A 19675-nucleotide genomic window follows, 5' to 3' on the forward strand; every position below is an offset into this window, starting at 1 on the left:
AAAGCGAGCGCCGCCAGGCGTCTTTCCCGCCGACCTGCCCTTAGTCTCTGGAAACGCTGGAAAGAATTCGCCCCGTCGCCCGCGGAGGCGCCCGCATTCCGGCCCGCAAGGGACAGGGGCGTTTCGCATTCCGGATATGCGGCGCGCGGCGAAGGGCGCAAGACTGACCCGGCAAACCAAGGGCCTACCATGACCGCCGCACCGCCGCTCCGCCTTGCCCTCCGCGCCCCGGCACACGGGCACCGGGCCTCAGGCATCCCGCCCGCCGCCCCGGCGTCCTGCGGACCCTCGCGCCCATGACGCTGACCGCCCTCGTCGCCCTCGGCATCTACCTCGCCTGGCAGGCCATCAACACCGGCATCCAGGTCGCGGGCACCGGCCCGGACGGGATCGACCTGATCGACCTCGTGCAGCACGGCCTCGCCCCCTCGCTGGCCGCCGCGTGCCTCTTCCTGCTGGCGGTGGTGCTGGTCTTCCGCTGGGGGCGCGAGGTCGGCCTCGCCCGCCCGCCGCAGCCAGGCACGCTCAGGGTGATCTGGCCCTGGCTCCTGTTCCTCGCCCTCTTCGCCGCCAACGCGCTGGCGGCCGGATTGCCCCCCGCCGCCATCACCCTCTTCATCCTGGCCAACACCGCCCTCGTCGGCTGGTCGGAAGAGGTGATGTTCCGCGGCATCTGGCTGCGCGGCCTATTCCGCAGCTTCGGCATCTGGCCCGCGATCCTCGGCTCGTCCCTGATCTTCGGCGCGATGCACGTCCTGAACGTCTTCCTGACCGGCGACCTGCCCGCCGCCGTCGCCCAGGCCATCGCGGCCTTCCTGTCCGGCACCTTCCTCGCCGCCCTGCGCCTGCGCACCGGCTCGCTCTGGACCGGCATCGTGCTTCACGGGTTCTGGGACGCCGGAACCTTCCTCGTCGCCTACGCCGCCCCGCCCGAGGCCGCCCCCGAGAGCCTCGGCGCCTATGGCAGCGTGCTGTTCAGCCTCCCGCTCTTCCTCCTCGGCCTCTACTTCCTCCGCCACGCCGGGCGGGATTATGGAAGGGAGTATGTTTGAGGCGGGGATGCGGCCGTGAATGGTCGCAGGATACGCATCATGGCACCGCAACCGTAGGGTGCGCATTCATTGCGCACCACAACGCTGCCTTATCTTGGATGCGCCATCTCAAGCCTCCTCGCCATGATCCGCGCCGGAGCCGTGGCGAAAGTCTCCGCCCCCTTCTACCTCGTCCCCCTGCAGTCAGCCCTGTTCGCCTGACCCCTCCTGGGATAAGCCATGCCTCCCGCCGCTTCGGCCGGCATGAGCTGGCCTCGGTGGGGGGTGGGGTCGGTGAGTTGGCGGAGGGGGTGAAGGGGGTGACGAACGACTTCTAGATGAAATGATCGCTACATTGGTGAGTTCGAGGAACAACTGTCGACTGGAACGAGTCTGGCAGTCTTGTCACTACAGAGCCAGAGAAGCTCCCAGAGGAGTTAGCATGAACTTATCGAGGAGCAAATGGAAAGAATGTGGAAGCTTCTCGGAGAACCAAAGCATTCAGCTTTCGTTCAATAACGTTGAAGTAATGGCGAGTTGCGAGAGATACGCTTGCCGAGACATCATTATCAACAAGGCCGCCCCATTCATCTGGCCGGTAGCGCATGATGTTCGAGAACATAGAGAGTATTAGGAAGTGAAGACAAACTTCCGGCAGATTCACATCTCCAAAGGGCGTTTCAATGAACCATAGATCGGCGTATATATCAGTATAAATCGTTGCGTTCACTTTGTGAAGCGACTCCGGACGAACCGTGATATGATACTCCCCACGAATCTCCTGCAACTCCATCCCGGGAAAGCAGCGTTCCACGGACGCCCTCGAAGGGCGTCGAGAACCATCACCTATTACAAACGTCGGCGAGGGTTCTTTCACTTGCTTGGACGGGAGTATCTTCAACTGATGCACTCGGGACTGCCTTCCAGTGGCAATCTGATAGAAATCCCCCATTTCTGGGACCATGCTAAGAAGCGTGCCCAAGCTGCACGTGATCCTGTTCTTGTAGAGAGCAAGTGCTGAGTCCAGTTGCGAGTAGGCAATCTCAAAATCTGGCGACTTAATGTAGGCTTGTGGGAATGAGGTATGAAGATCACTGAACGTCCCGCGTGGCATGTCTCCGCCAAATTGAACAAGCACCCTATCCGGCAAATAGTTTATTCCGTGAGATCCCGGCAGCATATCCTTTCTAAATCTAATGGGGTTATTGAGAATAATGATTCCGTACGCGTACGCCGTAAGCGCGTAGAAGTAGTTAAGCGGCTTGACTACGAGCGAACCAACCGTCCCTGATCGGTAGAGCTCACGCCCCTGGGAGAAACAGTGCTTGATTTTCGCCGCCTCGGCTGCATTGATCCCGCCGTCCGCGGCTACTGTGTGCTTGCGCACCCTATAGATTTCCTGAATGAGAGCGACGTTCTCAATGGATTCGCTGAGCTCGTACAAAGACCTTTCAAGATCAGATATATCCACGCCAATAAGCTGCAGCCGGCTTCCTTGCGCAATTCTAGCGCTCACTTCGTTCTTTAATCGGCTGAAATTCTGCGCTGCTCTAAAGTCTGGGGACTTGGGGTCCGCAACTCCACATCGCATCATCCATTCTGATATGTTTTCCTGGGTCTCCTTCTTTTCTCTAGCGCTCTTGTATTCGGCAGCAGCCTTCCGATGGTTTAGGACAACTTCGTCGAAGTCAGGCTCTAGGGCGAACAAGGGCTCGTTCTCGCCAGGGACGACTTCCACTGTGTCGTCCAATATTCCTTCGAGCACTTTGGTGATCTCCCAGACGACCCACTTTACCACTGATAGTTGATCGAATCGCTCATTGGCAATAGCTTGCTATCCGTAGGTCAGGAACCGCCCGCCTCGCCGCTAACCGAATACGTAGGGCCAACGTAGCATATTGCGGGCCCGAACCCTTGCTCAGCTTCGTCCAGCCAAGCTCAACAAGACAAGCCCTCCCACCCAATCCTTAAGTCCAAGTTAATCCGCGCCCGTAACCCCTTGGAATCCCTCACTCCACCCAGGCGTCCGAGCTCGGACGCCTGGAGGCCCAGCCTGTCCAGCAGGGCCGGGACCCCCTCGGGCGGAGCCATGCGGGACCGGAACAGGCAGGCCTGGGACTGCAGGACCAGCCCGTCGGACAGGGTCTTCAGGTGGTTGGCCCGCGGTAAGCGCCGGGCGGCGCCGGGGGCGAGGGTCTTCCCGTGGCGACCCTCGCCGCCTAGTCCACCGGCAAGAGCGCGACCGCGATGCGGCGGCCTTCGCCGAGGAGGACGTTGTAGGTGCGGCAGGCGGCGGGGGAGGACATGGGCTCGACCCCGATGCCGGCGGCCTCCAGCGCGGCCTTGAACTCCCTGGGCGGGTAGGCGATGGCGGCGCCCATGCCGAGGAGCAGCACGTCGATGCGGCCGGCGAGCGCGAGGGGAGAGGCCGTATCCTCCAGTCCGCCCCAGGGGCCTGCATCCCAGGGCGTGATGAGCCAGGGGCCGCGCAGCACCTTTCCGTCCAGACGAAAGAAGCCGGGGCCGTAGCCCTCGACGGGTTTGGCCTGACCGTATTCGATCTCGGTCAGCCGCATGTCAGGCGTCGATGTTGGCGAATTCGTGGTCCGCGGCGCCCTTGCCACCTTTCGGCTTCTCCGAGCGGTCGAGACCGATGAAGAGCACGAGGTTCTTGGCGACATAGACCGAGGAATAGGTGCCGAGCAGCACGCCCATGAAGATCGCGAAGGCGAAGCCGCGGATCACGTCGCCGCCGAAGACCAGCATCGAGCCGACCGCGATCAGCGTGGTGATCGAAGTCATGAGCGTGCGGCTGAGGGTTTCGTTGACCGAGAGGTTCATCACATCGCGCAGCGGCATGGTCTTGTACTTGGCAAGGTTCTCGCGCAGCCGGTCGAACACCACCACCGTGTCGTTGATCGAATAGCCCAGGATGGTCAGCAGGGCCGCCACGATGGTGAGGTCGAACTTCAGCTGGAACACTGCCCAGATGCCGATGGTGATGAACACGTCATGCAGGAGCGCAAGAACCGCGCCCACCGCCATCTGCCATTCGAAGCGCAGCCAGATGTAGAGGAGGATGCCGACGGACGTGGCGGCCACGGCCATGACCGAGGACCAGACCAGTTCGCCCGAGACCTTGGGGCCGACGGAGTCGATGGCGGTGAAGGTGATCTGCGGATCGACGGCCTTCAGCGCCTCCTGCACCTGGGTGATGGTTTCGGGCGAGACGGCATCAGTCTGCTCCAGCGCCGCGATGCGGATCTGGGCGACGTGCTGGTCGGGGGCGAAGTTGGTGTCGAAGACCTCGGTGATGGCGACATCGCCGAGCGGCAGCCGTTCCAGTGCTGCGCGGTAGCCGGCGACATCGACGGCGTTGACCGATTCGGTACGGATCGTGGTGCCGCCCTTGAAGTCGATGCCGTAATTCAGGCCCATTACGCCCCAGGCGATGAAGGCCACGATCATCAGCGCCATCGAGCCGCCGAAGGTCAGCCACTGGTGGCGGAAGAAGTCGATGTTGGTCTTTTCGGGGGCGAGTCTCAGACGCCAGGCCATGGACATCCCTCCTTAAACGACAATGGTCTTGGGCTGGCGCCAGCGCATCCAGATCTCCATGATCGCCCGCGTGACATAGAGCGCGGTGAACACCGAGGTGAAGATGCCGACGGCCAGGGTCACGGCAAAGCCGCGCACCGGACCGGCGCCGATGAAGAACAGCACGCCCGCGGTGATGAGCGTGGTGACGTTGGCGTCGAAGATCGCCGAGAAGGCGCGCTCGTAGCCGAGTTCGATGGCGCGCATCGGAGACTTCGCCTGGCGCAGTTCCTCGCGGATGCGCTCGTAGACCAGCACGTTGGCATCGACCGCCATGCCGATGGTCAGCACGATGCCGGCGATGCCGGGCAGCGTGAGCGTGCCGCCGATGGCCGAGAGCACGCCGAAGATCAGCGCCATGTTGATGGCGAGTGCCGTGGTCGCGAAGACGCCGAACAGGCCGTAGGCGGCGATCATGAAGACCGACACGGCGATCATGGCGATCACGGCGGCCTTGGAGCCGGCCGCGATGGAGTCGGCGCCAAGCTCGGGGCCGATGGTGCGTTCTTCGAGGAAGTTCATCTTGGCGGGCAGCGCACCGGCGCGCAGCAGCACGGCCAGCTGATTCGCCTCGTCCACCGTGAAGTTGCCGGTGATCTGGCCCGAGCCGCCGGGGATGTGGCTTTGAATGGTGGGGGCCGAGATGACCTCGTTGTCCAGCACGATGGCGAAGGGCGCGCCGATGTTCTGGGCGGTGTAGTCGCCGAAGGCGCGCGCGCCGGTGGTGTTGAAGCGGAAGCTGACCGCCGGGCGGCTGTTCTGGTCGAAGGTGGGCTGCGAGTCGATGAGGTCGTCGCCGGAGACCACGGGCGCATCCTCGATGACGTAGTAGACGCCCTGCTCGTTCATCGCCGGAAGCAGGCGGTTGCGGGGGCCGGGGTCTTCGCTCTGGTTCGAGGTGCGGCGGACGACCGGGTTGAAGGTGAGCTTGGCCGTGGTGCCGATCAGCTCCTTGAGTTCGGCAGCAGAGCCGATGCCCGGCACTTCGATCAGGATGCGGTCGGTGCCCTGGCGCAGGATGGTGGGCTCGCGCGTGCCGGCTTCGTCCACCCGGCGGCGGATGATTTCCAGGCTTTGCGCCATGGTGCGGTTATCGGTCGCGACCTTTTCGGCCTCGGACAGCTGGATGACGATGTCGTTGCCTTCGACGGTGACTTCGAGGTCGTTCTGGCCGGCGCCGGTGAGCGAGACCACGGGCGAGGCCAGCGCCTTGACGGCCTGCACGGCGGCTTCAAGGCCGGCCGGGTTTTCGATGGCGACCTTGAGCGTGCCGTCCGGGGACGGCTGGCGGCGCACGGCGCCGACCTGGTCGCGCAGGGTGCGCAGGCTGTCGCGCACCTCGGGCCAGAGGCTGTCCATCCGCGTCTTGTAGACGTCCTGCACCTGGACTTCGGCCAGGAGATGGGCGCCGCCGCGCAGGTCGAGACCGAGGTTCACGAGGCCGGAGGGCAGCCAGTCGGGCCAGAGGTCGATCTGGGCCTGCTGTTCGGCGGTTGTGAATCCGGCCTTTTCGGCCGCGTCGCGCGCATCGTTGTGCTGTTCGACCCGACCGTAGAACAGGTTCGGGGCGGCGAAGGCGATCCCGATCAGGACCACCCCCCAGATCAGGATGCGCTTCCAGAGCGGCGTATGGGGCATGGATCAGTCCTCAGGCCGAGGCGGCCGGTTCGGTCTTGGAGAGGACCTGGGAGATGGTGGCGCGCATGACCTTGACCTTCACGCCATCGGCGATCTCGACTTCGAGGATGCCGTCATCCTGCACCTTGGAGACCTTGCCGAGGATGCCGCCCTGGGTGACAACCTGATCACCCCGGCGCAGCGCCTCGACCATGGCCTTGTGTTCCTTGAGACGCTTCTGCTGCGGGCGGATCATGAGGAAATACATGATCGCGACGATCAGGATCATCGGCACTAGGCCGCTGGTCATGATGCCGGCCGCTCCTGCGGCGTCTTGCGCGTAGGCGGGCGTGATGAACATGGGCAATCCTCCGGTCGGCCGGGAGGAGCCCCGGCGAAATCGGGCGGCAACGTATAGTCGCCCCTGTCCAAGCGCAAGGCGATGGCGGGAGGCCGCGGGTTCGCGGCCCCGTACGGCGCAGAAGGTCGCGCAAATGTGTTTGTCGCAACTGCCGCGTGAAAGGCTCGGGCGGCCCCTGCCCTGATGCGGGGCAGTTTGTTCGTGTGCCGATGAAAATTGCGGGAGGGCCGCGCAGCTTCGTTGACAGGGGGCCCGTGCCGCAGCGTAATGGTGCGGTCGGCTCTTTGCGGGCAGTGTCACGGTTTCTTCACATGACCCCTGCAGAACCGCCTACACGACGGTGCGCCCGACAAGCACCGGAGTCAAAACGCCTGATCAGGGCGAACCAAAGGGAGACTGACCTTGAAACCCACGCATACCACCGTCAGCCGCCGCAGCTTCCTGCGGACCTCGGCCATCGGTGCCGGCCTTCTGGCCGCGCCGGCCATCATCTCGTCGAAGGCGCTGGCCTCGTCGGGCGAAATCAACTTCACCGGCTGGGCCGGCTATCCGGACCTGGCGGGCAAGGTGTTCCCGGCCTTCGAACAGGCCACCGGCATCAAGGTGAACTTCACCGAACTGCCCGACCAGGACACGATGTTCGCCCAGGCCAAGGTGGCCATCGAGGCCGGCGGGATCGACGTGATCGAGCCGACCATCGACCGTTGGGGCGGCTGGAACTCGAACGGGCTGCTCGGGCCCTGGGATCCGGCGAAGCTGGCGCTGGACAACTATCTGCCGGGCCTGGCCGACGGGTCGGCGGGCGAGCGGTCGCGCGCCAATGGCGAGCTGTTCTATGTGCCGTCGAACTGGGGCACCGAGGCGCTGGTCGCCAATGCCGCCGATGCCAAGCTGTCGGACGTGGCCTCGCTTGGCGATCTGTTCAACCCGGACAACCAGGTCGTGGTGCGCCCGCACTCGGCGCTGGCCGCGATGGGCCGCTGGCTGGATGCGCAGGGCAAGCTGCCGCGTCCTTGGCTGGATGGCTACACCGACATGGATGCCATGGTTCAGCTGTGGGACATCGCTCTGGCCGAGGCCATCAAGGCCAAGGGCAACGTGGTGCAGTGGTGGTCGGGCGAAAACGAGGCAAACGCCGGCTTTACCGCCAACGGCGCGACCCTGGGCCTGTGCTGGGATTCGACCGGCTACAACCTGCGCAACGACGGCTACAAGTACATCGCCCCCGCAGAAGGCGCCTTTGCCTGGCATCAGGGCTTTGTCCTGATGAAGAACGCCACGAACATCGACCAGGCGCATGAATTCGCCAAGTTCGTCTCGACGCCGGAAGGCTCGGCGATGTGGGCCACCGCCTTCTCGTCGAACCCGGTGGGCAAGGGCTCGTCGAACTTCATGAACCCCGACGTGTCGGCCTATTACAACGGCACCTTCGACGATGCGGCGCTGGCGAAGCTGTGGTGGTGGCCGGAACAGTCGGCCGAGTTCATCGCCAAGCGCGGCGAGTATGCCGACAAGTACAAGGCGGCCTGAACCCTGCCTGCATGACGATCACGCCGGGCCCTTCTGCGGCCCGGCGTGCGCTTATTCAGGGCAGATTATTGGGGGAGCCCATGTCGCGGACGCGGGCCGGGATGCCGGCGAAGCGATAGCCGTTGCGGCAGGGAATGCGCCTGCTAGGCTTTGCCCGGAACCAGACCATACCGGGCGCCGTGCCCGGCACGAACCATAACAAAAGACCAACAGGGGATAGCTTTTCAGATGAGCGCCGGAATCGATCTGGACAATGTCTGCTGCGACTTCGGGACCTTCCGCGCGGTGGACCATGTGAACGTGTCCATCAAGCCGGGCGAGTTCTTCTCGTTCCTGGGGCCCTCGGGCTGTGGCAAGACGACCATCCTGCGCATGATCTCGGGCTTCAACGAGCCGACCGAGGGCGTGATCCGGATCGGCGGCAAGGATGTGCGCGGGCAACGGCCGAATCAGCGCCCGACCGCGCTGATCTTTCAGAACCTTGCGCTGTTTCCGCTGATGTCGATCTGGGAGAACATCTCGTTCGGGCTTGAGGTGCGCGGCGTGGACAAGGCCACGCGCCGGAAGAAGGCCGAGGAGCTGCTCAAGCTGGTGGACCTGCCGGGTGCCGCCGACAAGATGGTAAGCCAGCTGTCGGGCGGCCAGAAGCAGCGCGTGGCGATTGCGCGCGCGCTGGCGGTGGAGCCGCAGGTGATGCTGCTGGACGAGCCGCTGTCGGCCCTTGACCTGAAGCTGCGCCAGCACATGCGCGCCGAGCTGCGCGCCATCCAGAAGCGGACGGGCGTGACCTTCATCTACATCACCCACGACCAGGGCGAGGCGCTGGCGATGTCGGACCGCGTGGGCGTGATGTCTCACGGCCGGTTGCAGCAGGTCGCCGACCCGCGCGACATCTACAACAATCCGGTCAATGGCTTCGTGGCGAGCTTTGTCGGCGAGAACAACGTGTTCAGCGGCACGGCCAGCCCGGACGGATCGGGGTTTGCGCGGTTCGACACGCAGCACGGGCCGTTCCGCGCGCGCATGGCGCCAGGGGTCACGGGCAAGAACATCAAGCTCTATGTCCGCCCCGAGCACACCATCCTGAGCGAGACGCCCGCGGGCGAGAACAGCGTGGCGGTGACGGTGGGCGACGTGGCCTTCGAGGGCAACTTCATCTCGGTCACCACCACGTCGGACACGGGCGCGCAGCTGGTGGCGGAACTGCGCAACGACGGATCGACCAAGGTGCCGGCGACGGGCGGCAAGCTGTACGCCAGCTTCGACGCCGCGGCCGCCGCGATCCTTCCCGACGAGACGGCGGTGTGACGCGATGGGAGACCTGCTTCGCCGCTATGGCACGGGCCTGACCGGAACATTCTTCGTGCTGACGGCCTTCTGGCTGCTGGCGCTGGTCATCCTGCCGAACATCACGCTTCTGGAAGCGTCGTTCCGCCCCTACCTGCCGGTGACCGAGATCGGCGGGCCGAAGGATGTGTATTCCTTTGACAACTATCGCAAGTTCACCGCGAACCCGATCGATTCCAACCTGCTGGCCATTCCGGTCACCATGCCAATCCACACGATCACCTTCCTGAACACGGTGATCTATTCGGCGGTGGTGACCTTCGTGACCTTCCTCCTGAGCTATCCGCTGGCCTATTACCTGGCCAAGATCGCCGACCCGAAATCGCTGCCGACGCTGATCCTGCTGCTGTTCATCCCGCTTTGGGTGTCGGAGGCGCTGCGTGCCTTTGCCTGGTACATCATCCTGACGCTGAACGGCCCCTTGAACGCGGTGCTGACGGGAGTGGGTATCCTGGAAAAGCCGATCCGCTGGCAGAACGGCGTGTTCACCGCCTATGACGCCATCATGATCGGCCTGGTCTACACCTATGTGCTGTTCATGCTGTTCCCGATCTATGGCTCGGTTCAGTCGCTGGACCGCAACCAGATCGAAGCGGCCGAGGATCTGGGCGCGAAATGGTGGCAGACGCATTGGCGCGTGATCCTGCCCCATGCCAAGCCGGGCATCGCCAGCGGCTGCGTGATGGTGTTCATGCTGTCGGCCGGGTCGCTTCTGGTGCCGGCGCAGTTGGGATCTACCCGGTCGAACTGGTTCACCCAGTCGATCCAGCAATGGATGCTGGAAAGCCAGGACTGGAACACCGGAGCTGCCTATTCCTTCCTCTACATCCTGCTGTGCATGGTCGTCGTGTTGCTGGTCATGTGGATCTTCAAGGTCAAGCTCAGCGATATCGCGAAGTAGGGGCAAACCGATGAACAAGAAAAGCAATCTGCTCTATCACCTCTACTTCGGGGCCTTCCTGTTCTACATGTTCGCGCCGCTGGCGATCATGGGCGGGGCGGCGTTCAACGACAACAAGTTGCCCTCGGTCTATCCGTGGAAGGGCTTCACCGAGCGCTGGTTCGTCGACCTGATGAATGACCAGGTCATGTGGACCTCGCTGCGCAACACGATCCTGGTGGCGCTGGCCGTCGTCATCATCTCGTTGCCGATCGGGACGGCGGGGGCGATCCTGGTGAACTCGATCGCGGGCCGGGTGCGAGCCGTGCTGTATGTGGTGATGGTGGCGCCGATCCTGATGCCGGGCGCGGTGATCGGGATTTCCACCCTGCTCTTCTGGAACAACGTCTCGGTGCCGCCGGGTTTGCATCTTTCGGTGCTGGGGCAGGTGTCCTATATCGCGGCCTTCGTGATGCTATTGGTGCTGGCACGGTTGCAGAGCTTTGACCAGGCGCTGGAAGAGGCGGCGCTTGACCTTGGTGCAAGCCATGCCCAGGTGCTGCGCCGGGTGCTGCTGCCGCATCTGTCGCCGGCGCTTTATGCCGGGGCGGCCATCGCCTTCTTCCAGTCCATCGAGAACTTCAACGTGACGCTGTTCACGCGGGGCACGTCGAACACGCTGACGGTCTATGTGTTCTCGAAGGTGCGGTCTGGCATCACGCCGACGATCAACGCACTGGCGCTGATGCTGATTGCGGTGACGGCGATTCTGGCGCTGGTCTACGAGCTGCGCCGGCGCCGGCAGGCTAAGATCGAGGCGGCGCGCGAGGCCGAGGCCCGGCGGGCCGAGGAGGCGATGGCGATATGACGCCGGCGGGGGCGGAGACCCCCTCCCCCGGCCCCTCTCCCCACGAGGGGGAGGTGAGGCACTTAGCCCTGGCCCAATGGGCCGGGGCGGCGTTCTTCAGTGAGCAGCACGTTGGCCTCGACCTGACCCAGGCCTGGCAGGGTCATGATGCGGCGGCGGAGTACACGCTCGAAATCGGCGATGTCGCGGGCGACCACGCGCAGGCGGTAATCGAACAGGCCGAGGACGTGCTGGACCACCTGCACCTCGGGGATGGCGGTCACGGCGCGTTCGAAATCTTCCAGGCTGACGCGGCCCTTGGTGGCGAGTTTCACGCCAAGGAAGACGGTCACGCCGAAGCCGAGCGCGGCGCGGTCGACCTCGATGCGGCGGCCTGCCAGCACGCCGGCCTCTTCCAGCCGCTTCACGCGGCGCCAGGCGGCGGGCTGGCTGAGACCCAGGCGGCGGCCCAGGTCTCCGGCGCCCAGGGTGCCGTCTTCGGCCAGGGCGCGCAGGAGCGCGCGGTCGAGATCGTCGAGGTCGATCATATCGGAAGCGCCTCGCCGTCGCGGATGGTCGAGACCAGCATCAGCGCCTCGACCTCGGCGATGTGGGGCAGCGTCAGGATGCGGTGGCGGTAGATCTCCTGCCAGTGGCCCATGTCGCGGGCGATGACGTTCAGGCGGACATCGACGCGGCCGAGGAAGGTCTCGATGCCGGTGACCTCGGGAACCTCGCGGGCGGCGGCGATGAATTCGTCGAAGGCGCGGGGATTGGTCTTGTCCAGCGTGAAGCGCAAGCTGACCTCGACCTCGTAGCCGAGTTTGCGCCAGTCGATGACGGCGCGTTCGGCGCGGATCACACCGCCCGCGCGCAGCCGGTCGAGCCGCCGGCCGAGCGTGGCCGGAGTGACGCCGGCGCGGTCTGCGAGCGCGCTGCGCGGGGCGCCGGGGTCGGCGAGATAGTGGCGCAGGATGCGGCGGTCGGTGTCGTCGATCTGCATGGAATTTTCATATGACGGCAGTGTGACGCATGATCCTGTCACCGATCTGGCGGAACTTGTCAAAGTTTGCACGATGGATTGGCGGAAAACCCCTATGCTGCGCGCCACCAACAAGCAAAGGAGCGCCCCGATGCGCGTGTATTACGACCGCGACTGCGATGTGAACCTGGTGAAGGACAAGAAGGTCGCCATCCTCGGCTACGGCAGCCAGGGCCATGCCCATGCGCTGAACCTGCGCGATTCGGGGGCGAAGAACCTGGTGATCGCGCTGCGGCCCGGCTCGCCCTCGGCCAAGAAGGCCGAAGCGGAAGGGCTGAAGGTCATGGGCATTGCCGAGGCCGCGGCCTGGGCCGACCTGATCATGTTCACCATGCCCGACGAGTTGCAGGCCGAGACCTACAAGAAGTATGTCCACGACAACCTGCGCGAAGGCGCGGCGATTGCCTTTGCGCACGGCCTGAACGTGCACTTCGGCCTGATCGAGCCGAAGAAGGGCGTGGACGTCATCATGATGGCGCCCAAGGGTCCGGGCCACACCGTGCGCGGCGAGTATGTGAAGGGCGGCGGCGTGCCCTGCCTGGTGGCCGTTCATCAGGACGCTTCGGGCAAGGCGATGGAACTGGCGCTGTCCTATTGCTCGGGCATCGGCGGCGGACGGTCGGGGATCATCGAGACCAACTTCCGCCAGGAATGCGAGACCGACCTGTTCGGCGAGCAGGCCGTGCTGTGCGGCGGCTTGGTCGAACTGATCCGCATGGGCTTTGAAACCCTGGTGGAAGCCGGCTACGAGCCCGAGATGGCCTATTTCGAGTGCCTGCACGAAGTGAAGCTGATCGTGGACCTGATCTACGAAGGCGGCATTGCCAACATGAACTACTCGATCTCGAACACGGCCGAGTATGGGGAATATGTCTCGGGTCCGCGGATCCTGCCCTATGACGAGACCAAGGCACGGATGAAGGCGGTTCTGACCGACATCCAGACCGGCAAGTTCGTGTCGGAGTTCATGCAGGAAAATGCGGTCGGCCAGCCCTTCTTCAAGGCCACGCGCCGCCGCAACGACGAGCACCAGATCGAACAGGTCGGCGAGAAGCTGCGCGCCATGATGCCCTGGATTTCCAAGGGCAAGATGGTGGACCGCGCCCGGAACTGACCGGGGCCGATTCGAGGGCGTCCGAGCTCGGACGCTCTTTCCAACCAAGCGATTTCAATGGGTTGCGAAGCCGCATTAACTTGGCGTTAGGAAAAGGGGCCCGTCTTGGCGGGCCCCTTTCTCGATTCCCTGCCTCTGTTTCCGGACGGCCGTGGTGGGAACCGTCACCGGGAGATGCTAGGCTTGGCCCGCGTCAGGACAGAACAGGAGGCGGCGATGACAACAGGGGCTGTGGGATTCTCGAGACGGTCGGTGCTGGGCGCCGCGGCGGGGGCGGCGGTTGGTGCGGGGCTTGGCCTGCCCGATCTTGTGCTGGCCCAGGCCACGACCGCCGAGGCCCCTGCCCCGGCTTCGGTGGGCGCGGCGGAGGCGGCGGTGGAGCGGCACCGCGACGCTATCCTGCGCATCAGCCGCGAGGTCTGGGATCTGGCGGAACTTTCGCTGGAAGAGGTGAAATCGGCGAAGGTCCATCTGCGCGAGCTGGAGGCGGCGGGGTTCCGCACGGTGTCCACCGGCACCTCGGGCTTTCCCACCGCCTTTGTCAGCGAATGGAGCCAGGGCACGGGCGGGCCGGTGGTGGGCTATCTGCCGGAATATGACGCCTTGCCCGATCTGGGAAATGCCGCCGAGCCGCGGCCGATGCCGGCCCCTTCGGGCAACCCGAACGGCCATGGCTGCGGGCACAATGCCCTGGGCGCGGGCTGCACCGGGGCGGCTATCGCGCTGAAGACCATGATGCAGGCCACCGGCACACCGGGGACCATCCGCGTCTATGGCTGTGCCGCCGAAGAGACCGAGGGCGTGAAGGTCTATATGGCGCGCGACGGGTTGTTCGACGATCTGGACGCGGCGCTGGCCTGGCATCCGGCGCCGCTGGCGGTGACGGGTGAGATCATGACGGCCGCAGTTGCGCAGGTGCAGGTGATCTTTCGCGGTCGCACGGCCCATGCGGGCAACGACCCCTGGGAGGGACGATCGGCGCTGAAGGCGGCAGAGCTGTTTGGCACCGGCATCCAGTTCATGCGCGAACACCTGCGGTCCACAGCGCGGATGCATTACATCTATGAGAGCGCCGGGGTTGCGCCGAACATCGTGCCGGAGTTCGCGCAGATCTGGCTGACCCTGCGGGGGCAGGACCGTGCCGAGGTCGATGCCCTTCTGGAATGGACCAAGCAGGTGGCCGATGGCGCGGCGCTGATGACGCAGACGACCGCGGAGTACGAACTGTTCCACGGGATGCTCGACCTTCTGCCCAACGGCCCGATGATCGCGCTGGCGCAGGCACACATGGCCGCGCGGCCGCCGGTCTGGACCGAGGCGGAACAGGGCTTTGCCAAGGGTTGCCAGAAGGAGATGGGCCTGCCCGAGGCCGGGCTGGCGACCACCGTTCTGCCGGTGATGGGGCCGCTGCGCGTGGGGGGCGGCACGGATGTGGGCGATGTCAGCTGGGTTGCGCCAGTGGGCATCTTCGGCTGGCCGAGCTTTGGCATCGGAACCTCGCTGCATACCTGGGCGGTGACGGCCTGCGGCGGCATGTCCATCGGCGACCGGGCGTCGCTGGATACGGCGCGGATCCTTGCGGGCATGGGGTATGACGTGATGACCGATGCCGGCCTGCGTTCGGCGGCGAAGGCCGATCTGGAGGCGCGTCGCGGCGGTGTGGCCTATGCGCCGATCCTGCCGGCAGACCGTAAGATCCCCTTGCGCCTGCCGGACTGGCTGCACAAGGCCGGCGGCGACGAGGTGGTCTCGTTCGCGTCCGAAGAGGGCTGAGAAACGTGCTGGACATCGAGAAGGGTCATCTGCCGGTCTGGACCATGGTGGTGCCCGTGGTGGCGGCCGGGCTGGCGCTAGTGAAACTGTTGCACCTGACCGAGGGCTGGGTGGTGCTGGCGCTGGCGGCACCCTTGCTTCTGGGATCGGTCTTTGCCGCGGTGACCCATGCCGAGGTTCTGGCGCTGCGCCTGGGCGAGCCTTTCGGGTCGATCCTGCTGGCGGTTGCGGTGACGGTGATCGAGGTCGGGCTGATCCTGTCGATCATGCTGAGCGATCCGGTGGCCGGGCAGATCGTGGCGCGCGACACGGTTCTGGCGACCGTGATGCTGGTGCTGAACCTGATCGTGGGCCTTTGCCTTGTGCTGGGCGGCGTGCGGCATGGCGAACAGAAGTTTTCCACCGATGGCGCGGCATCGGCCCTGGCTGTGCTGGGCACGCTGGCGGGACTTGCGCTGATCCTGCCGGACTTCACCACGACGGGCGCCGGGGCAAGCTACAGTCGGGGACAGCTTCTGCTGGTCGCGGCCGCCGCCCTGGGGCTTTATGCCGTCTTCGTCTTCGTGCAGACCGTGCGGCACCGCGACTATTTCCTGGACAATGCCGTGGTGGGGGAAGGCAACCCGCATCCGCCGCCCCCGGCCACCCTGGCGCGGCGCAGCCTGATCCTTCTGCTGCTGGCGCTGTTTGCCGTGGTGATCCTGGCCAAGGCGCTGTCGACCCCGCTGGCGGCGGGGGTGGCGGCCGCGGGGTTGCCGCCGGAAGTGACCGGGGTCGTCGTGGCGGCGGTCGTGCTGCTGCCGGAGAGCATTGCCGCAATCCGCTCGGCCTTAGGCAACCGGCTGCAGAACAGCCTGAACCTGGCGCTTGGATCGGGCATCGCCTCGATCGGGCTGACCTTGCCGGCGGTGGCGGCGGCATCGCTGATCTTTGGCCTGCCCATCGTGCTGGGGGTGAGCCCGGCTCAGGTGGCGCTGCTGACGCTGACGCTGTTCGCGGCGATCCTGACCCTGGGCACCGGGCGCACCACGATCTTGCAGGGCGCGGTGCATCTGACGCTGGCGGTGGCCTTCCTGATGGTGACGGTGCTGCCCTGAGCCCCTGGGTCGGGCGGCGGCTGATTTTTCGCAGGAAAATCGCGGGCTTCGGCCAGACGGGTTTCCGTCAGGCCAATTTCCGTCAGGCCGATTTCCGTCAGACGGCGGCCTTCACCGCCTCGACGATCTCGCCCACCACTTCGGCCAGCATCGCCTCGTCCTCGCATTCGGCCATGACGCGGACCAGGGGTTCGGTGCCCGACTTGCGGATCAGGAGCCGGCCCTTGCCGTTCATCCGCGCCTCTGCGCCAGAGATGGCGGCGATGACGGCGGGGGCTTCCAACGGGCGGGCGCCTTCGCCGTAGCGGACGTTCTTCAGCATCTGCGGCACGGTGGCGAACTGGCGGGTCAGTTCCGAGGCGTCGCGGTCGGTGCGGGCCATTTCGGCCAGGAACTGGAGCCCCGCGATGAGGCCGTCGCCGGTGGTGGCGTAGTCGGTCATCACGATATGTCCCGACTGTTCTCCGCCCAGGTTCCAGCCGCCGCGGCGCATCGCCTCGACTACGTAGCGGTCGCCGACGGGCGTGCGTTCCAGGTGCAGGCCCTGGGCGGCCAGGTGGCGTTCGAGGCCCAGGTTGGACATGACGGTCGCCACGAGGGTGCGCCCGCGCAGCTTGCCCTCTTGCGCCCACCGGGTGGCCAGCAGGGCCATGATCTGGTCGCCGTCGGCCACCTGGCCATGTTCGTCGAGGATCATCACCCGGTCGGCATCGCCGTCGAGGCAGATGCCGACATGGGCGCCGTGGGCCACCACGGCCTCGGCCGCGGTCTGGGTGTAGGTGGAACCGCAGCGGTCGTTGATGTTGGTGCCGTTGGGGGAAACCCCCACCGGGATCACGTCTGCGCCGAGTTCCCAAAGCACCTCTGGCGCGGCGCGGTAGGCGGCGCCGTTGGCGCAGTCGATCACCACCTTCAGCCCGTCGAGGCGCAGGCCCGCCGGGAAGGTGGTCTTGGCATATTCCTGATAGCGGCCGCGGCCGTCCTCGATGCGGCGGGCGCGTCCGATCTGTTCGGGGGGGGCCAGGTCGGGGGCGGATTCAAGGATGGATTCGATCTCTTCCTCGGCCTCATCGGACAGCTTGAAGCCGTCGGGGCCGAAGAACTTGATGCCGTTGTCCTGGTGCGGGTTGTGGCTGGCCGAGATCATCACACCCAGGTCGGCGCGCATGGAGCGGGTGAGGAAGCCCACGGCGGGGGTGGGGATGGGGCCGAGCAGCAGGACGTTCATGCCGGTGGAGGTGAGCCCGGCGGTGAGGGCGTTTTCCAGCATGTAGCCCGACAGGCGCGTGTCCTTGCCGATGACGACGCGGTGGCCCGAGGCGGCGCCGTCGCGGCGGAAGAAGCGTCCGGCGGCGGCGCCGAGCTTCAGGGCCATTTCGGCGGTCATGGGATAGGTGTTGGCGGTGCCGCGCACGCCGTCGGTGCCGAAGAGTTTCCTGCTCATGCCTCTTCTCCTGTGGTTGTGGCCCGCCAGAGGCGAAGTGCCTGGGCGGTTTCTTGCGCGTCATGGACGCGGATAATCTGAACGCCCTGTGCCGCGCCGTGCAGCGCCACGGCGAGCGAGCCGGGCAAGCGGCGGTCGGGATCCTGTTCCCGCGCGAGCGTGCCGATGAACCGCTTGCGCGAGGCGCCAAGCAGGATCGGCACGCCGAGGCCGTGGAAGACGGAAAGGCGGGCCAGGAGGGCGAGGTTGTGGGCGAGCGTCTTGCCGAAGCCGATTCCGGGATCGGCCATGATGTTGGCGCGGGGGATGCCGAGTGCCAGGGCATGGGCGATGCGTTCCGCCAGGGCGGCATAGACATCCAGCACCACATCGTCATAGGCGGGCGCGTCCTGCATCGTGGCGGGGGTGGCGATGGAGTGCATCAGCACCACCGGCGCGCGTCTTGCTGCAGCCAGCGGGCCGAGCGCGGGGTCAAAGCGGAAGGCGGCGACGTCGTTCACCACCTGCGCGCCGGCCTGAAGCGCGGCGTTGGCCACAGGGGCCTTGCGGGTGTCGATGGAAACCGGCGTGGCGAGGCCGGCTTCGCGCAGGGCGGCGATCACCGGGGCGGTGCGGGCGATCTCGTCGGCCACGGAGACCTCGGCGGCGCCGGGACGGGTGCTTTCGCCGCCGATGTCCAGCATGTCGGAGGCGGCAGCCAGGGCGCGGGCTTGGGCAAGGGCAGCCTCGGGGGAAAGGAAACGGCCGCCGTCGGAAAAGCTGTCGGGCGTGACGTTCAGGATGCCCATGACGCGGGGACGGTCCATCGCCAGCCCGGCAAAGGCGGGGCGGTGGTCGGCAAGGGTGTCGCGCGTCTCGGGCGGAAGGTCGCGGGCCGGGACAAGCCGGGGCGCCCTGCCCCGTTCCAGCACCTCTACCCTGTCAAACCAGCAGGGACCGCCCGCCACAGGCAAGGCGCCTGCGGGGCGGGCAGGATCGGTCATCGCGACGGGGCGGTAGCAGATCATGTGGTCGGGGATAGGACCGCGCCCGGTTTCACGCAAGATGCAGGGTCACGCCCGCGTGACCGGCACGCGGCTTCCCGCCGGAAGCGCAACATCGCCGTGAACAGTCAGCGAGCGCGCCGCCATGGTTTCGGCCAGCCAGAGCGCCAGCGCCACGGGTTCGCGCGAGGTCGGGCCGTCCACGGCATCCAGCACCAGCTTGGACGGCGCCCACACCACGGTCTGGCCGCGTTTCATGGCCCAGTCGATCTCGGTCCGCGTGGCGACCACCACGCAGCGCGGGTCGCGGGCCGCCAGCACCCAGGCGTTCTGTTCGATGGCCAGAAGGTCGATGCGCCGCTGCGTCGGCTTGTGGCCGGTCTGGGGGCGGGGCAGGTCCGGCAGACCCACGGCGAGGATCAGCGGGTCGCCGGCGGCAAGCAGCGCATCCAGACGGGCCGAAAGATCCGGTGCGCCGATGGCGGCATTGTCGAGGAAGACCACGCAAGGGTGCACCGCGCGGTCTGTGCCATCGGCCGCCAGCGCGCGCACGGGTGCTTCGGCGCGCGAGCGGACGATTTCCACGCCCAGCTTGTAGGGGCCGATGTCCAGCTTTTCGATGCGCACGAAGGCGCGCATCGCCTGTGGTTCTGCCAGGATGCGTTCCGCCACCCGCTCTGCCAGGGTTTCCAGCAGGTTCAGCCGCTCTGCCGCCAGTTCCTCGGCAATCGCCTCGGTCAGGCGGTCATAGCTGAGGATGCGGTCCACGTCGTCGTCGATGGGCTGGGAGATGGGGCGCACCTCGACCACGATGTTGAACATCAGCCGCTGGCGGTGGCCTCGTTCCTTCTGGAAGGCGCCGATGTCGGCCTCGACCACATGGTCGCGCAAGCTGATGCGGTCGCGCGGGTCCGAAGGGGCCGAGGCGAGGCTGCGCTCTTCGGGATGGGCGAAGGCAAGGCGGATGTCGGTGGTCATGGCATCTGTCCGGGGTAAGCTTGGGCCCAGTCTA

18 protein-coding genes are annotated in these 19675 nt (G+C 65.8%); 8 read left to right on the forward strand and 10 right to left on the reverse strand.

Going from position 1 to position 19675, the window contains the following annotated elements; translation table 11 throughout:
- The first annotated feature begins 296 nt into the window (after positions 1-296).
- Positions 297-1052 carry a CPBP family intramembrane glutamic endopeptidase gene (locus JO391_RS11300; protein WP_220660594.1) on the forward strand — a complete coding sequence of 252 codons (756 nt, stop codon included), beginning with the start codon at positions 297-299 and terminating at the stop codon, positions 1050-1052.
- Positions 1053-1479: 427 nt separating this feature from the next.
- On the opposite strand, the gene JO391_RS11305 is transcribed toward JO391_RS11300, so the two are convergent.
- The 5 genes from JO391_RS11305 to yajC all read right to left on the reverse strand — a co-directional run bounded on the left by JO391_RS11305 (position 1480) and on the right by yajC (position 6606).
- A complete protein-coding gene (locus tag JO391_RS11305; RefSeq protein ID WP_220660595.1) occupies positions 1480-2829 on the reverse strand; it encodes a YaaC family protein in 1350 nt (449 codons plus the stop codon).
- Between the two features lie 421 nt (positions 2830-3250).
- Positions 3251-3607: an Mth938-like domain-containing protein gene (locus JO391_RS11310; RefSeq protein ID WP_220660596.1), complete on the reverse strand. Its 357-nt coding sequence runs from the start codon at positions 3605-3607 to the stop codon at positions 3251-3253.
- 1 nt (position 3608) lies between these two features.
- Positions 3609-4589: a protein translocase subunit SecF gene (secF, locus tag JO391_RS11315; protein WP_220660597.1), complete on the reverse strand. Its 981-nt coding sequence runs from the start codon at positions 4587-4589 to the stop codon at positions 3609-3611.
- 12 nt (positions 4590-4601) lie between these two features.
- A complete protein-coding gene (gene secD / locus JO391_RS11320) occupies positions 4602-6266 on the reverse strand; it encodes a protein translocase subunit SecD (RefSeq protein ID WP_220660598.1) in 1665 nt (554 codons plus the stop codon).
- Between the two features lie 10 nt (positions 6267-6276).
- On the reverse strand, positions 6277-6606 hold the full coding sequence (gene yajC, locus JO391_RS11325) for a preprotein translocase subunit YajC (protein WP_220660599.1): 330 nt from the start codon (positions 6604-6606) through the stop codon (positions 6277-6279).
- Between the two features lie 402 nt (positions 6607-7008).
- On the opposite strand from yajC, the gene JO391_RS11330 reads away from it, so the two are divergent.
- From JO391_RS11330 to JO391_RS11345, 4 genes are all read left to right on the forward strand, one after another.
- Positions 7009-8136 carry an extracellular solute-binding protein gene (locus JO391_RS11330; protein WP_220660600.1) on the forward strand — a complete coding sequence of 376 codons (1128 nt, stop codon included), beginning with the start codon at positions 7009-7011 and terminating at the stop codon, positions 8134-8136.
- A gap of 228 nt (positions 8137-8364) precedes the next feature.
- Positions 8365-9444: an ABC transporter ATP-binding protein gene (locus tag JO391_RS11335; RefSeq protein ID WP_220660601.1), complete on the forward strand. Its 1080-nt coding sequence runs from the start codon at positions 8365-8367 to the stop codon at positions 9442-9444.
- A gap of 4 nt (positions 9445-9448) precedes the next feature.
- A complete protein-coding gene (locus JO391_RS11340) occupies positions 9449-10384 on the forward strand; it encodes an ABC transporter permease (protein WP_220660602.1) in 936 nt (311 codons plus the stop codon).
- Positions 10385-10394: 10 nt separating this feature from the next.
- Positions 10395-11231 (forward strand): ABC transporter permease, encoded by an 837-nt coding sequence (locus JO391_RS11345; RefSeq protein ID WP_220660603.1) that lies wholly within the window; start codon positions 10395-10397, stop codon positions 11229-11231.
- Between the two features lie 62 nt (positions 11232-11293).
- Here the strand turns inward: JO391_RS11345 and JO391_RS11350 are convergent, their stop codons facing one another.
- Positions 11294-11758, reverse strand: a complete 465-nt coding sequence (locus JO391_RS11350) for an Lrp/AsnC family transcriptional regulator (protein ID WP_220660604.1) — start codon at positions 11756-11758, stop codon at positions 11294-11296.
- Positions 11755-12213: an Lrp/AsnC family transcriptional regulator gene (locus JO391_RS11355; protein WP_220660605.1), complete on the reverse strand. Its 459-nt coding sequence runs from the start codon at positions 12211-12213 to the stop codon at positions 11755-11757. Before JO391_RS11355 ends, JO391_RS11350 begins: the two co-directional genes overlap by 4 nt.
- A gap of 130 nt (positions 12214-12343) precedes the next feature.
- Between JO391_RS11355 and ilvC the strand changes: the two genes are divergently transcribed.
- The 3 genes from ilvC to JO391_RS11370 all read left to right on the forward strand — a co-directional run bounded on the left by ilvC (position 12344) and on the right by JO391_RS11370 (position 16236).
- Complete coding sequence (gene ilvC, locus JO391_RS11360; RefSeq protein ID WP_220660606.1) at positions 12344-13366, forward strand: ketol-acid reductoisomerase; 1023 nt, start codon at positions 12344-12346, stop codon at positions 13364-13366.
- 216 nt (positions 13367-13582) lie between these two features.
- Entirely contained in the window at positions 13583-15139 is a 1557-nt protein-coding gene (locus JO391_RS11365) for an amidohydrolase (protein ID WP_220660607.1), read from the forward strand.
- 5 nt (positions 15140-15144) lie between these two features.
- Positions 15145-16236, forward strand: coding sequence for a calcium:cation antiporter (locus JO391_RS11370; protein WP_220660608.1), 1092 nt, complete (start codon positions 15145-15147; stop codon positions 16234-16236).
- 97 nt (positions 16237-16333) lie between these two features.
- On the opposite strand, the gene glmM is transcribed toward JO391_RS11370, so the two are convergent.
- Genes glmM through JO391_RS11385 form a run of 3 tightly spaced genes read right to left on the reverse strand, consistent with a single transcriptional unit; the run spans position 16334 to position 19641 of the window.
- Entirely contained in the window at positions 16334-17680 is a 1347-nt protein-coding gene (gene glmM / locus JO391_RS11375) for a phosphoglucosamine mutase (protein ID WP_220660609.1), read from the reverse strand.
- A complete protein-coding gene (gene folP, locus JO391_RS11380; protein WP_220664537.1) occupies positions 17677-18687 on the reverse strand; it encodes a dihydropteroate synthase in 1011 nt (336 codons plus the stop codon). The genes glmM and folP overlap by 4 nt, the downstream gene beginning before the upstream one ends.
- A 45-nt stretch (positions 18688-18732) precedes the next feature.
- Complete coding sequence (locus JO391_RS11385) at positions 18733-19641, reverse strand: dihydroneopterin aldolase (RefSeq protein ID WP_220660610.1); 909 nt, start codon at positions 19639-19641, stop codon at positions 18733-18735.
- Positions 19642-19675 lie beyond the last annotated feature (34 nt).

It is taken from the genome of Neotabrizicola shimadae, from assembly GCF_019623905.1.
In the GTDB taxonomy this organism is placed as follows: Bacteria; Pseudomonadota; Alphaproteobacteria; order Rhodobacterales; family Rhodobacteraceae; genus Neotabrizicola; species Neotabrizicola shimadae.